The organism is Aquimarina besae, assembly GCF_042434905.1.
GTDB lineage: Bacteria > Bacteroidota > Bacteroidia > Flavobacteriales > Flavobacteriaceae > Aquimarina.
Map to the genome: position 1 here is coordinate 2,186,227 of NZ_CP170199.1, position 12,867 is coordinate 2,199,093.

At 34.6% G+C, this 12,867-nt stretch carries 13 protein-coding genes; 9 read left to right on the plus strand and 4 right to left on the minus strand.

Annotated elements, in window-relative coordinates; translation table 11 throughout:
- Nucleotides 1-34 precede the first annotated feature (34 nt).
- The 7 genes from ACE94K_RS09510 to ACE94K_RS09540 all read left to right on the plus strand — a co-directional run bounded on the left by ACE94K_RS09510 (nt 35) and on the right by ACE94K_RS09540 (nt 8,868).
- Nucleotides 35-733, plus strand: a complete 699-nt coding sequence (locus ACE94K_RS09510; protein ID WP_378183366.1) for a hypothetical protein — start codon at nt 35-37, stop codon at nt 731-733.
- Between the two features lie 118 nt (nt 734-851).
- The gene (locus tag ACE94K_RS09515; protein WP_378183369.1) at nt 852-2,210 is read left to right on the plus strand and encodes a choice-of-anchor Q domain-containing protein; all 1,359 of its coding nucleotides are present in this window, start codon (nt 852-854) and stop codon (nt 2,208-2,210) included.
- A gap of 184 nt (nt 2,211-2,394) precedes the next feature.
- On the plus strand, nt 2,395-2,985 hold the full coding sequence (locus tag ACE94K_RS09520) for an SRPBCC family protein (RefSeq protein WP_378183372.1): 591 nt from the start codon (nt 2,395-2,397) through the stop codon (nt 2,983-2,985).
- 293 nt (nt 2,986-3,278) lie between these two features.
- Nucleotides 3,279-4,091 carry a helix-turn-helix domain-containing protein gene (locus ACE94K_RS09525; protein ID WP_378183375.1) on the plus strand — a complete coding sequence of 271 codons (813 nt, stop codon included), beginning with the start codon at nt 3,279-3,281 and terminating at the stop codon, nt 4,089-4,091.
- Nucleotides 4,092-4,322: 231 nt separating this feature from the next.
- Nucleotides 4,323-6,029 (plus strand): serine hydrolase domain-containing protein, encoded by a 1,707-nt coding sequence (locus ACE94K_RS09530; RefSeq protein WP_378183378.1) that lies wholly within the window; start codon nt 4,323-4,325, stop codon nt 6,027-6,029.
- Nucleotides 6,030-6,280: 251 nt separating this feature from the next.
- Nucleotides 6,281-6,985, plus strand: a complete 705-nt coding sequence (locus tag ACE94K_RS09535; protein ID WP_378183381.1) for a hypothetical protein — start codon at nt 6,281-6,283, stop codon at nt 6,983-6,985.
- Nucleotides 6,986-7,242: 257 nt separating this feature from the next.
- Entirely contained in the window at nt 7,243-8,868 is a 1,626-nt protein-coding gene (locus tag ACE94K_RS09540) for an amidohydrolase (RefSeq protein WP_378183384.1), read from the plus strand.
- Between the two features lie 171 nt (nt 8,869-9,039).
- On the opposite strand, the gene ACE94K_RS09545 is transcribed toward ACE94K_RS09540, so the two are convergent.
- Nucleotides 9,040-9,810, minus strand: coding sequence for a hypothetical protein (locus ACE94K_RS09545; RefSeq protein WP_378183387.1), 771 nt, complete (start codon nt 9,808-9,810; stop codon nt 9,040-9,042).
- Between the two features lie 45 nt (nt 9,811-9,855).
- Between ACE94K_RS09545 and ACE94K_RS09550 the strand changes: the two genes are divergently transcribed.
- Nucleotides 9,856-10,386 (plus strand): DUF2059 domain-containing protein, encoded by a 531-nt coding sequence (locus tag ACE94K_RS09550; RefSeq protein WP_378183389.1) that lies wholly within the window; start codon nt 9,856-9,858, stop codon nt 10,384-10,386.
- On the opposite strand, the gene ACE94K_RS09555 is transcribed toward ACE94K_RS09550, so the two are convergent.
- On the minus strand, nt 10,364-11,089 hold the full coding sequence (locus tag ACE94K_RS09555) for a class I SAM-dependent methyltransferase (protein ID WP_378183392.1): 726 nt from the start codon (nt 11,087-11,089) through the stop codon (nt 10,364-10,366). The two genes, ACE94K_RS09550 and ACE94K_RS09555, sit on opposite strands and share 23 nt — an antisense overlap.
- Before the next feature lie 49 nt (nt 11,090-11,138).
- Between ACE94K_RS09555 and ACE94K_RS09560 the strand changes: the two genes are divergently transcribed.
- Nucleotides 11,139-11,657 carry a YkgJ family cysteine cluster protein gene (locus ACE94K_RS09560; RefSeq protein WP_378183395.1) on the plus strand — a complete coding sequence of 173 codons (519 nt, stop codon included), beginning with the start codon at nt 11,139-11,141 and terminating at the stop codon, nt 11,655-11,657.
- 28 nt (nt 11,658-11,685) lie between these two features.
- Here ACE94K_RS09560 and ACE94K_RS09565 read toward each other — a convergent pair whose 3' ends face one another.
- Both ACE94K_RS09565 and ACE94K_RS09570 read right to left on the minus strand, forming a co-directional pair.
- On the minus strand, nt 11,686-12,228 hold the full coding sequence (locus ACE94K_RS09565) for a hypothetical protein (RefSeq protein ID WP_378183398.1): 543 nt from the start codon (nt 12,226-12,228) through the stop codon (nt 11,686-11,688).
- Between the two features lie 99 nt (nt 12,229-12,327).
- Nucleotides 12,328-12,864 carry a hypothetical protein gene (locus tag ACE94K_RS09570; RefSeq protein WP_378183401.1) on the minus strand — a complete coding sequence of 179 codons (537 nt, stop codon included), beginning with the start codon at nt 12,862-12,864 and terminating at the stop codon, nt 12,328-12,330.
- Nucleotides 12,865-12,867 lie beyond the last annotated feature (3 nt).

The window sequence follows — 12,867 nt, forward strand, 5'->3', positions numbered from 1 at the left end:
TAGTTTTGGTCCAATAAATAATGAAAGTCCCCAAATGAATAAGATTAAACTAGTCCTACTCATATTTCTTATCAGTCAAATTGTCGTTGCCCAACGAACTTATACTTTTGATTACACCATTGGATTTACAAGGCAGAAATCCCTAGAAGACCATATAGCTATTGAGGTGGCAATGATTAATTCTAAGAATAATGATTATCATCTTTTGATAGTTAACGAAGGTAATCCGGATTTAGAATTTCATTTTATTGATCATAAGATAGGTTTTGAGACTTTTTTTTATTTAGATAAGCAAGAGTTTTTAAAAGCAAATAGGATTGATTTAAATTGTGATTTGGTCAAAAAAATAAGAAACCCAAAATGGAATCGTAAACAAGCTAAAAAATATTTTTTTAAAAAATTAAATGATACTGTTATAAACGATACTGTTTATAATCATATTCTGCTTAGGGAGAGAAATAAAAAATATAAAAGTCCTCAGAAGCGAAAATGGCTAGATATGCATTTTATAACCCACAAGGATAAGAAACTTGATAAACCATTTATGCCAAATCATTATGTGTATCTCACTTGGGAACAGATTGATGATAAAGAAGATTTTAATTTTGATGTTATTAAAGAACAGTATGCTCTTAAAAAAGGAAAGAAACAGTGGATATACAAATTCTTTGAAATGAAAAAAATCGAAAATAAATACATCTCAGTTCCTGAAGCGTGTGATTTTTCGAAGTGATAGCGCTTTGAAGCTCTTAAGAGTATCAGTGCATACTGTTAATTCTTTATCTATTTTCAGAAATAAGTAATAAATTTGGCATAATCAATTAATTCACATTTAAATAAGAGTTTTACAAATGGTTACAAGATATACGTTACTGGTCCTTTTTTCTTTTGTTTTATTTTCCTGCTCTAATGATGATGACAACAGAAATGTTGATCCTGTAGGCGATAATGATGGAGATGAAAATACGGATGGGGATGGCGATGGAGACGGTGATGGAACAGATGAAGTTTCTGATAGAACAATTTTTGTTTTTGGTGATGCGAGCGGTATCGGAGATGGATTATCCTGGGAGAATGCCTTTACAGAATTGCAGGCAGCTATTGATTTTTCTTTGAAAGGCGATGAGATCTGGGTGGCACAAGGAACTTATATTCCAGATACAGAAACAGATAGGACCGTATCTTTTGTTATGAAAGACGGAGTGAGAATATATGGAGGTTTTACAGGTACAGAAACAGCATTGGATCAAAGAGACTGGATAGTGCATCAAACAATCCTAAGTGGTGAAATTGGAGATCCTAATACGACTGCTGATAATTGTTATAATGTAATTCAGAATACAACAAACAATTTAACCCTAGATGCTCTATTAGACGGTTTTATTATTACTAAAGGAAATGCCGGTGACCCTGAGCCTTATGAAAGAGGTGGAGGTATGTTTAACAAGGAGTCATCTCCGACCATAAAGAACTGTACTTTTATTGACAACGAAGGACAATATGGAGCAGGTATTTATAATCTTGGAGGATCTTCTCCTTACATAGAGAATTGCTCTTTTATTAGTAATAATGCCACAAGAGGCGGAGGTGGAGTTTATAATTTTTTAAATGCTTCACCAACAATGATAAATTGCTTGATTGCAGGAAATGTTGCCGGGGATCAATTTGGAGGTGGAATGTATAATTTTCAATCCTCACCAACAGTTATTAACACTTGTATAACGGGTAATGTAGCAATTCAAGGTGGAGCAATATATAATACGAATTTGTCGGCTGCGACATTTATTAATGTTACCATAACAGGTAATAGGGCGGAAGATATTGCAGGAGGTATGTATAATGTATATTCGGAGCCATTGATGCTTAACTCAATCATTTGGGCTAATCTTGATCAAAGTGAAACGCAGGATATTGCTAATCAAAGCATCTACAATGATGAACGAAGTATGACTGAAATAGGTTATAGTTTGGTTGAGTTCATAAATGCAGGAGGTACCAATATCGACGGCACGGTAGGTACAAATACTCCGGATTTTGTAAGTTCCTTGAACCCAATGAGCGCACCAAGTATTGAAGGTGACTTTAGAGTAACTACCGGAGCAGTTGGAATTGATAAAGGAAGTAATGCGCTCAATGAGACCACCATGGATCTTCTAGGAAACCCTAGAGTGCAGAATAGTATAATAGATTTGGGAGCTTATGAATTTTAAGTAAAGCTTCGAACTGCTTATAGTAATGATATATAAAAAGACCATCTAAAAGTTTTAGATGGTTTTTTTGGTTGGTTTTGATCCAAATACGTACTGCTTCTTTTTTTGCAGAGAATTGATTAAATTTATAAGATTACAAAGGTGATAGACAGAAAATTCACAACAACCAATAAAAACTAAACACATGAAATATCTAAAATATCTACTAATTTTATTTATAATACTTGCACTGGTATTTTTCGGGAGAGGATTATTAACACCATCCGTTCCTTACGAAAATGAAATAACCGTAAATAAGCCTGCCAATGAAGCTTGGGCAGTGATGTCTGATGAATCCAATTTACCAAAATGGATCGAGGGATATAAAAGAACCGAACTAGTAAGTGGCACTGCAAATACGGTTGGAGCTGTTTCTAAAGTATATGTAGAAGATAACGATGAGGAAATGATGATGGAAGAGACTATCACAGCGCTGAAACCCAACGAACATATGGCGATGACCTTTACGATGGATTTTATGGATATGGACTATGAAATAAATTTTAAAGAAAATGACGGAAAAACTACAATTTCTTCAAAGTCTACTGTAAAAGGGAATGGTATTTTTGCAAAGTCATTGGTTGCTTTTATCTCTGGTTCTATGAAGGAGCAAGAGGATAAAAATCTAAGTAGCTTGAAAAAAATAATTGAAGAAAATACTAAAAACTACTTTCCTGAGCCCGAAATAGAAATAGAACCGGTAGTTGATTCCATAGCAGTTTCTGTAGAGGAATAATCCGAACCCTGAGGTTCTCAAAGGTGAAGTAGCAGAAAGTTGACAAACCAGACTTCGAGAGTCTCAGTCCTCAGACATCCCGAATGCTGAGCGCAGTTGAAGTACAGCCCTCGTGTATTCCGAACCCTGAGTAAAGTTGAAGGGTTTGGTGTTCTCAATGGTTTATAACTAGCATGAATAGATTCTTCTTTTATAATAAGCGCTGAGTTCGGCGTAATTTGCTATCTTAGAATTTTACAGAATTTTGTATTCCATATATTGAGATATAACCTGACCAGAAAGTCTAACAATTAATGAAAATATTAAAAGAGGGAACATATTATGGAAAGCAAAATTCAGAAGTTTCCTTTAATGGTATTCTACTATCTCAATATAAGTATACTGTAGAAAAAACAGCCTGGCACTATCATGAGAATCCTTATTTTATGTTTGTGCTACAAGGTAATATGATGGATTGTAATACCAAAACTAAAACCTTATGTCCATCCGGAAGCTTAATGTTTAATAATTGGCAAGAACCTCATTACGGATCTAAACACTCTGAAAAAGCAGGTGGATTTCATTTAGAGTTTCAGAAGGACTGGTTCCAAAATAATGGAATAACTATCAATCTTTTAGAAGGAAGTCAACGAATCGAAAACCCAAGAATACATTTACTTTTTGCAAAACTATACCGTGAATTTGTACTTTCAGATCAATATAGCGAAGTCTCGGTAGAGTTATTATTGTTGCAAATCAGTGAAGCGTTAGGAGAAATAAAAGGAAGCGACGCCAAAAACATTCCTGATTGGATTATTAGATTACAAGAATTGTTACATTACGATACTTCGGAGCTTAGTCTTCAATATCTTTCTGATCAATTAAATGTACATCCGGTACATATTTCCAGAGCAGCACCAAAATACCTTTCTGCCAGTCTTGGCGAATATATCCGACAACATAAAATCAAAAAAGCAATTCCTCTGATCTTGGATTCGTCAAACTCCTTAACCGAAATTGCTTACGAAACTGGTTTTTCAGATCAGAGTCACTTTAATCGCGTGTTCAAATCCTATTTTGAAATGAATCCCAGTTTTTACAGAAAAAACCTGAATAAAAATTTGTAATACCAATTTATTTGTAAAATGTCGTATAGAAAACGAAGTTGCTTTTTTGTGCTATACCGCCGTTATGAATTTGCCTAGCCTTAGCTACGGAAATTTAGAACAAGAGAATAGCGAGAAGAATGAACAAGTATGAATACGTTATTTTATAATAAAATTGGTATCATGTTAATCTGATACAATTTTTTGAAGGAGTAAGAAAGTACTTTTGAATCTCATAAAAAGTAAAAAACTATGTTTAAAAATGTAATGACGGTAGTGCTCCTTTTTGCAGCCATACTAACAGGTTGCTCGCAAAAAGGAGTGAGCACCTATGAAGGGAACTGGGAAGGCAAATTAGCACATACAAACATCCTAAGCTTTGATCTCGTTTTAGAAGAGTTGCCTTCTAATTTGTGTCAGCTCACAATTACGAATCCTGAGTCAACAATAAGCGAAATGCTAACTGTGACCAATACTAACCGTCTGGAGGGAAGTATTGATAATGATATTTTTATAGATCTTTCTTTTACAGAGGATAAAACGGCAGTCACTGGATTTATAAAATCCGGTATTTTAATGTATCACGTTATTTTACGAAAGACTGATGAGGTATATAAAGGTATTTGGAATCCCTTTATGGTAGATAACTTGCAATCACAAGCTATGTATTTAGGTGTAGAAAATAATGGAGATGGTAGTCTTGCTATGTATCCGTTTTTTGGGGATCAACGATTCACAGGAACCTGGGTGAATGGTAGTGAAAAAGAAGGTGAAGCTATCGTATTTAGAGACTACAAAACAGGCCTTGGATTTAGAGCCAAACTTTTAGAAGATATCATAAGATTAGAAATTTTATTGGGTAAACAAACGGTAACTGTCACCGATTTTAAACGTGCTGATATTGATTTATCATCCTTAAAACCAAGTGGCCCCAAAATTCAAAACGTAGATAAACCAGCGCAGCTTACTGATGGTTGGGCTACTGCAAGTATTGAAGATGTTGGAGCATCAAGCGTTTTGCTATCCAAGTTGATTGATGAAGTAAATAATAAAGTACTGCCAAATACTCATAGTGTGCTTATTGCCAAAGAAGGGAAACTGATCTTCGAAGCTTATTTTGATGGACACAACCCCAATATTTCTCACGATCAGCGATCCGCATCCAAAAGTATTTCTTCTGCGATGATTGGGATCGCCATTGAAGATAAAATTTTAGCAGGTGTAGACCAAAAACTATATGATTGTATACCTCAGGAATTTCAGTATACCAAAGATTCTTTAAAAGCAAAGATCAATTTTGAAGACTTATTGACGATGAGTTCTGGATTAGATGTGGATGGTGATGCATCAGAGAATAACTATCAGAGTTCTGATTATTGGTTAAAAACTACGTTGGAAGCAAAAATGACACACGATCCGGGAACATATGCTAATTATGGATCTGCTAATCCATTTTTATTGGGTGTAAGTTTAGATCAAAAGTTACAATCTCCATTAGAGTTGTATATGGAAGAAAAATTATTTGCTCCGTTGGGTATTACCAATTATATCATCCAGACAGAGAGTACAGCAACTACACCTTATTTTGGAGGCGGTATGTATTTAACTCCAAGAGATATGCTGAAGTTTGGACAATTATATTTGGATAAAGGTCAGTGGAAAGGAAAACAAATCATTTCTGAAAACTGGGTAGGAGCATCCTTTAAAAAATACAGACGACTGCAAGATGCAAAAGATAAAAATGAATATGGTTATTTATGGTGGCATAAAACCTATACGGTAGGAAGTAAAAAGATTGCATCGATCGAAGCAAGAGGTGCAGGTGGTCAATATATTTGTGTGATTCCAGAATTGGAGTCAGTGGTAGTAATCACTTCCGGTAATTACAGAAACCGAAAACTATTACAACAACCTGAGAATATACTAGAGAAGTACGTTCTTCCAGCGATTATAAAATAAATCGGACTTCGAGAGCCTCAGTCCTCGAGCATCCCGAACCCTGAGGTAACACACTGAGCCTTTCGAAGTGCTCGAAGGGTAAGTCACACACCAAAAACCAGCAAGACACATCAGGCTGGTTTTTTATTTAGGGAAATTTATGTTTCGTTAGAATTCGTTTGTAATTAGATGTTTTTAATACTTGTAATTAGTTACAAACGGAAATAACAACAATCTCTGTTATACAGTAGTTGTAGTACATTAAGACTTGAATGACGGAAAGAGAGCACACAGAATATTTCCTGTTTTTTTCGGACTTAGCTGATCCCGAAAAGTTGATAAGTATTGAACACGATCCTCCAGACTTCGAAATAATGATCAATAATAAAAATGTAAGTATTGAACACAGTCGTCTTTATAGAACGAATGGAGAAAAGATCAAGAAAATAGAGCAATTCAAACAAAAAATACTTAACGAAACGCAGAAGATTTATAATTCGAAATACAATAGCCTAATAGATGTAAATTTAAAATTTGCTGATGAAATAAAGATTAAAGGGAATGAATTAGATACTTATTGTTCCAAGTTAGCCGATTTTCTACACGATAACTCTCCTTCTGAGTTCAATAACTCCTCACCACTGTATATTGAAGAAAATTTACCTAAATTTTTAAGAAGAATATCTATTATTAAATATAGCAATGGATATTCTTTTTGGCAATTTAGTAAAGGTTATGTGGTAAGTGATTTTCAGCCTGAAAAGTTAACAGAAAAGATAATATCTAAAAGCAATAAAGTAAAACAGTATTCGAAAAACTACAATGAAAACTGGCTTTTATTGGTTATTGAACGTGCAAAATATTCTGACTACAGTAATTACGATTTCGAAAATTATATTTGTCCCGAGCAAAATAATTTCCACAAAATATACATTCAAGTTTTAAGACATCGTCCAGAACTTTTTAAAATAAAATAACATACTACAACAACATACATGTGATCATAGCAGCTAAGTGATGAATCCAAAGGTTGTTGTATATTTGGTATGGCGAAATGCTTGCAAAAAATAAAAGATAGCAACTAATACGCAGACCTGCCTGCCATCCGCCAGGTAGGGAGGAAAACCCAAAAACCAACCCACAATCCATCCAAAAAGTTAAGAAAAAGATAAAAACCTGATATCATCATTTTTATCTTTAATTTTGGGCAAACACATTTCAAACTCAACATCTCATGAAAAAAGTACTTTTTATTAGTCTTAGTACACTCCTATTTATTTCTTGTCAAAAACCTAAAGAAGCAGCGGACTTACTGGTCTTTAATGCCAATATATATACCGTAGATGATACACGACCCAAAGCAGAAGCTTTTGCTGTCAAAGATGATAAATTTACTGCTGTTGGTAGTTTAGAAGAGCTAAGCAAAACTTATACATTTATAGATTCTATAGATGCCCAAGGCAAAACCATTGTGCCTGGATTGATCGATGCGCATTGTCATTTTTATGGATTAGGATTACAACAACAAAAAGTAGATCTAACCGGTACTAACAGTTATGATGAAGTTTTGGCGCGTATCGTTGATTTTCAGAATAAGAAAAAAGTATCTTTTATCACCGGTCGTGGTTGGGATCAGAATGATTGGGAGATCAAAGAATTTCCAACCAAAGAAAAACTGGATAGTTTGTTTCCCGAAACTCCTGTTGCAGTAACTAGAGTAGATGGTCATGCGATGTTGGTGAATCAGGTGGCACTAAATCTTGCTAAAATAACATTAGACACCAAAGTATCAGGTGGCGAAATCATTCAAAAAGATGGAAAACTAACAGGAGTGCTGATCGATAATCCAATGGAGTTGGTAGAAGCCATCTTTCCACAACCTACGGTTGCAGAGCAAGTGGCGGCACTAAAAGATGCAGAAAAAATTAATTTTAGTTATGGATTAACAACCGTAGATGATGCCGGATTAAGTCCTGATGTGATCGCGGTTATTGATAGCTTACAAAAAGCAGATCAATTAAAAATCCGCATGTATGCCATGGTGAGCAATGTACCGGCGTATGTAGATCAGTATCTAAAGCAAGGAGTTCATAAAACTGACAAACTTAATGTATCTTCTTTTAAAGTATATGCAGATGGTGCGCTGGGATCTAGGGGAGCGGTATTAAAAAAAACATATTCTGATAAGGAGAATCATCACGGAGCAATGGTAATTGGCGTTAAAGAATTTAAAGCATTAGCAAAACGACTGGCAGGTTCTCCTTTTCAGATGAATACCCACGCGATTGGTGATTCTGCCAATGCAGTGGTGATGAATACTTATTATGAGGTGTTAAAAGATAAATCTGATAGAAGATGGCGTGTAGAGCATGCACAAGTAGTAGCTCCAGAAGAGTTTGAAATGCTCAATGATAATTTGGTGATGAGTGTACAACCAACACACGCTACCAGTGATATGTACTGGGCAGATGAGCGATTGGGTGAAGAACGTATCAAAGGTGCCTATGCGTATAAACAATTATTGAATAAAACGGGTAAATTAGCCTTAGGAACTGATTATCCTGTAGAAAATGTAAGTCCGTTTTATACTTTTTATGCTGCGGTAGCTCGTAAAGATCTAAAACAATATCCAGCAGGAGGTTTCCAAAAAGAAGATGCATTAACCAGAGAAGAAACGCTTAAAGGAATGACGATCTGGGCAGCCTACAGTAACTTCGAGGAAACAGAAAAGGGAAGTATTACCAAAGGTAAATTTGCAGACTTTGTGATTCTGGAAGAAAATATCATGGAAATTGAAGAAGATAAGATTCCGAATATCAAAGTACATGCAACTTATGTTGGTGGGGAGAAGGTGTATTAGGTTTTGTAGTAGTTACTATTGAGTAAAAAGTAATGAGTACGGAGCAAGTAATACCTCATACCACAAAAACTCCTTAACTTCTTAACCCTTGATTCCTAGTGAAAACTACCTTCTTAGTACTGCTGCCAACCGCATATAGAATACTAAGTACTTAATACTCTGTACTAATCACTACCGTCCTCCATTCGCCTGTAGATCGGCAATGCAGAGCGCGTCAAGTTCTGGTACTCCGTTTCCAAGCATGTCCATCATTCCGTTTCCGAATTCTATGGCAGACTCCATTAAGCAATTTTGTACGTTACAATGTCCTCTGGATACGGTATTTTCATGTTGAGACTGTAAAGGCGTTCCTATATTTACCAATCCCAGTAAGTGTGCAAATTCGTGATTTAGCGTAGCGGCTTCAATAGTAGAAAGCATAGGAGCATTAGGATTAGCGCTCAGATTACGCAATGTACTTTCGTAAATAACGATGGAAGTGTTTAAATAAGCGGTGCCCAAAGTGACTCTGGAACCATCATCGGTGTCATTCGTGCCATCTGCAAAATAGATATATACCGTGATTTCATCTCCTTCGTTGAATGCGGTTCTGGTAGTAGTTTCAATTTGTTTTATTTTTTCAATATTAAATGGGGATAAACCTGAAGAAGAAACTGTGCGTTGATTTATCGTAATGCCATCTGGTTTAAAAAGACGATCTTCTAAGAAATTTCTAAAAGTATTTACTGCTGTGGTTGTAGGAGCAAAGCCTTGTACGGATACGATTTCTATTGTCAATCCTCTAAAATTTGTATCACTTAGCAAATCATTGGCCGAAGTTCCAAGAGGTTGTACATTCGGGGACTCAACCGCGGGAATTAAATTATTATCGTCATCATCAGAACACCCAACCAGTATAAGAGATGTAAATAAAAGGATACTTAAGAATTTTGTAATTTGCATATAAATTGATTTTCCAGAGGTATGAGTTAGTAAATAAACGAATTTATGAGATATTTAGTTTTTGTTTTAACTTTATTTTTAACAGTTACCACAAGTTTGGCGCAAAGATCATACCACGAAGATGCGATTCGATATTTTGAATTAAACGGAACCGAACAGCAGTATGACCGGGCAATTGATCAAATGTTTAGCTTGTTACAACAACAGTATAGCAATCAGAATGTTCCATCTAATATTTGGGAAGAATTACAAAGTAATAAGACAGATGCACTTACTAATATTAAATCACTATTAGTATCTGTCTATCGCAGTAATTTTACTCACGAAGATATTAAACAGCTCATCATATTTTATGAATCCGAAACAGGCAGACAACTGGTAAAAGATAGAACTCAACTAAGTGACAAACAAAAAACGGAATTATCTGATTTTTTTAATTCTGAGGTGGAAAAAAAAGTTCAGAACCAAAGTGACTCTTTGAGATTAATGGTATCCGAAGTTAGTGAACTATGGAGTAGAGATTTATACAATGAAACGATTCAGAAATTAAAAACTAAAGGATATCAGATGCCTTAGTGAGTTTAGCCAGATAATCACTGTTTTCTCCTTCCAATACCAATTCACAAAGAAACCCATGAGCATTCGCAACATTTTGTAAGGTGTTATAATCAATATATAACCAATCGAACCAATCGGATTCTTTGTTTTTATATTTCAGTTTATATTGCATTTCGCCATAATAGCCTGCAGAAGCATCTACCCAAAAACTTCCGTCTTCTTCTGCAAACAAATAAGAAATGTCAGAAGAATCTATCAGAATCTGACCATTAGGTTTTAGGAGCTTTTTGATTGTAGAAAAAAAGTGGTCAATATTAATGAGTTTTCCTATAATTCCACTTCCATTCATCAGAAACAAGAGCGTGTCGTACTGTCTTTCTTCTATATTAAAAACATCCTGAATTATAGCATTGGTGATTCCCCTTTTTTTACAAACTTCAATAGCTCCTGCAGAGATATCGATAGCGTGTACATTGAGTTTTCGATCTTCCTGAAGGACTAAACTATGACTGCCTGCGCCACAACCTACATCCAGAATATCTCCATAACAGAGATCCAATGCTCTTTGTTCTATTTCCGGCATTTCTGCATACGTTCTAAACAAATAAGGGACCGGTATGATATCATCGTCAAAATCCGGAGCTTGTACTACGATATCTTCGCTATATTTTTTGTTGTAAAAATCTTTAATAGCAAGCCCAAAAATATCTTTATCAATCATTATAGTTTTTAATTGAAAATTCGTAATTCATAATTCGTAGTTTTGTGCTATGCAAGAATTCATAGATCAATTACCGAAACTGGCCAAAGATAAGCAGAACGAGAATAAAAAGTATTTTGCAAAGCTTAAAAAGAAGCCGCCTAAGAATTTGGATACGTTTATGCAGGATTTGCATACCAAAGAGTTTCAGCAAACAGATTGTTTGGAGTGTGCCAATTGTTGTAAAACTACAGGGCCACTGTTTACGGATATTGATGTGGACCGAATTTCGAAGCATTTAAAAATGAAATCTATTCAGTTTGAAGATCAATATCTGAAAAAAGACGAGGATGGAGATTTTGTATTGCAAGAAACACCTTGTGCTTTTTTGGCTTCGGATAATTATTGTTTGATCTATGATGTGCGACCAAAAGCCTGCAAAGAGTTTCCGCATACAGATCGTAAGAAATTTCATCAAATCTCTAACTTGACCATACAAAATGTAGCTATTTGTCCTGCAGCGTATAATATTGTTGAAAAAATGAAAGAGCTCTTGCCATTGGAACATAAAAGTAATCGACGTGGATAAAATTCATAATCTTTCTTCCTAAGTATTCTTATTCATCAATTGTCGAGATAATCCAATTTCCGGAACCTGTATGGGATTCTACGGCTACTTTCCAATTTTTACCACCATAACTAAAAAATAATTTTCCTTCACGTTCGGTGAGCATATTGTAGTTACCTTTCAGTTTGTTTTTCTGAGCATAAGCTTCTAAAAGTGACTCTAAACTTTCCAGGCTAAATCTCCTATTTTTTTCTGCAATCCATTTTAAACGACCTTTTGGTGCGTATTTAATAATTACATCTTCACTTCGGATAGGTCCAGCATCGTATGCGTGTGATTTTGTCTTTAAAAATATGTCTGATGCTCCAAAATCATTGAAAATTTCTTGTGTTTTAAATATAGAATCGTTTGTGTTTCCTGAAAGTATTTTTTTAATTTTAAAGGTAAATAAATGAGAATCATGTCTTTTGCCTGTAGAATAAACTTCAATTAATTCGGCAACAGCTGTAACATACATTTCAGAATTCGAACCTTGCGCTTGCATTGGATTATTTAAAATTAAGATGAGAAGAAAGAGTATCGTTCTAGTCATAACTAAAAGGATTATATTTTTTGCTTTCTACATTCATATATTAAAATTTAATAATCAACTAAATAGAGATAAAATTTGATGTTCAATCTATTGTTATCATTACTTAGGAGGGACGGTAACTAAGATTTTAATGAATTCATCATATTCAAATTCTTTAAGTTGGATTTTATAATCTTTCCAAAAGATAAATCTATGGTGATTTCTAGTTGTTGTAGTATATGTAAATCCATCCGTTCCTTCAACAGTCCTTGTATATTCGAATGAATTGAGTTCTTCTTCAGATTTAAGATGATCATCACCATATACGGATAAAAATTCGTCTGTTTCTTCATCACGTAAAGATAAAACGATATAAGCAGACGCTTTCGAAATGTTGTCGTGTATCGAAGTTTTATGCGAGAATGACTTTAACCAAATTGACAGACCGTCCTCTAGAACGACTGTTGCTCCAAGTTTTACTGTTATAATAGATCCGTATTTCATTTTTACATTTACTTCTTTATTTTGACTATATGAAAAACTGTTAAAGAATATTATATGAATGAGGAGGATTTTTTTAAATGTAAAACATAGATCCTTATACATTGGTTCTTTATGCTCCTGTATGCCATTAAGATCCTTACATATGTTTATCATATA

What these genes read in the sequence shown, in the direction of transcription:
- ACE94K_RS09520 (WP_378183372.1), top strand. Translation starts at nt 2,395, where the DNA reads ATGAAATATCTAAAATATCTACTAATTTTATTTATAATACTTGCACTG.
- ACE94K_RS09545 (WP_378183387.1), bottom strand. Translation starts at nt 9,810, where the DNA reads ATGCAAATTACAAAATTCTTAAGTATCCTTTTATTTACATCTCTTATA.
- ACE94K_RS09525 (WP_378183375.1), top strand. Translation starts at nt 3,279, where the DNA reads ATGAAAATATTAAAAGAGGGAACATATTATGGAAAGCAAAATTCAGAA.
- ACE94K_RS09535 (WP_378183381.1), top strand. Translation starts at nt 6,281, where the DNA reads ATGACGGAAAGAGAGCACACAGAATATTTCCTGTTTTTTTCGGACTTA.
- ACE94K_RS09515 (WP_378183369.1), top strand. Translation starts at nt 852, where the DNA reads ATGGTTACAAGATATACGTTACTGGTCCTTTTTTCTTTTGTTTTATTT.
- ACE94K_RS09510 (WP_378183366.1), top strand. Translation starts at nt 35, where the DNA reads ATGAATAAGATTAAACTAGTCCTACTCATATTTCTTATCAGTCAAATT.
- ACE94K_RS09540 (WP_378183384.1), top strand. Translation starts at nt 7,243, where the DNA reads ATGAAAAAAGTACTTTTTATTAGTCTTAGTACACTCCTATTTATTTCT.
- ACE94K_RS09570 (WP_378183401.1), bottom strand. Translation starts at nt 12,864, where the DNA reads ATGATAAACATATGTAAGGATCTTAATGGCATACAGGAGCATAAAGAA.
- ACE94K_RS09565 (WP_378183398.1), bottom strand. Translation starts at nt 12,228, where the DNA reads ATGACTAGAACGATACTCTTTCTTCTCATCTTAATTTTAAATAATCCA.
- ACE94K_RS09530 (WP_378183378.1), top strand. Translation starts at nt 4,323, where the DNA reads ATGTTTAAAAATGTAATGACGGTAGTGCTCCTTTTTGCAGCCATACTA.
- ACE94K_RS09560 (WP_378183395.1), top strand. Translation starts at nt 11,139, where the DNA reads ATGCAAGAATTCATAGATCAATTACCGAAACTGGCCAAAGATAAGCAG.
- ACE94K_RS09555 (WP_378183392.1), bottom strand. Translation starts at nt 11,089, where the DNA reads ATGATTGATAAAGATATTTTTGGGCTTGCTATTAAAGATTTTTACAAC.
- ACE94K_RS09550 (WP_378183389.1), top strand. Translation starts at nt 9,856, where the DNA reads ATGAGATATTTAGTTTTTGTTTTAACTTTATTTTTAACAGTTACCACA.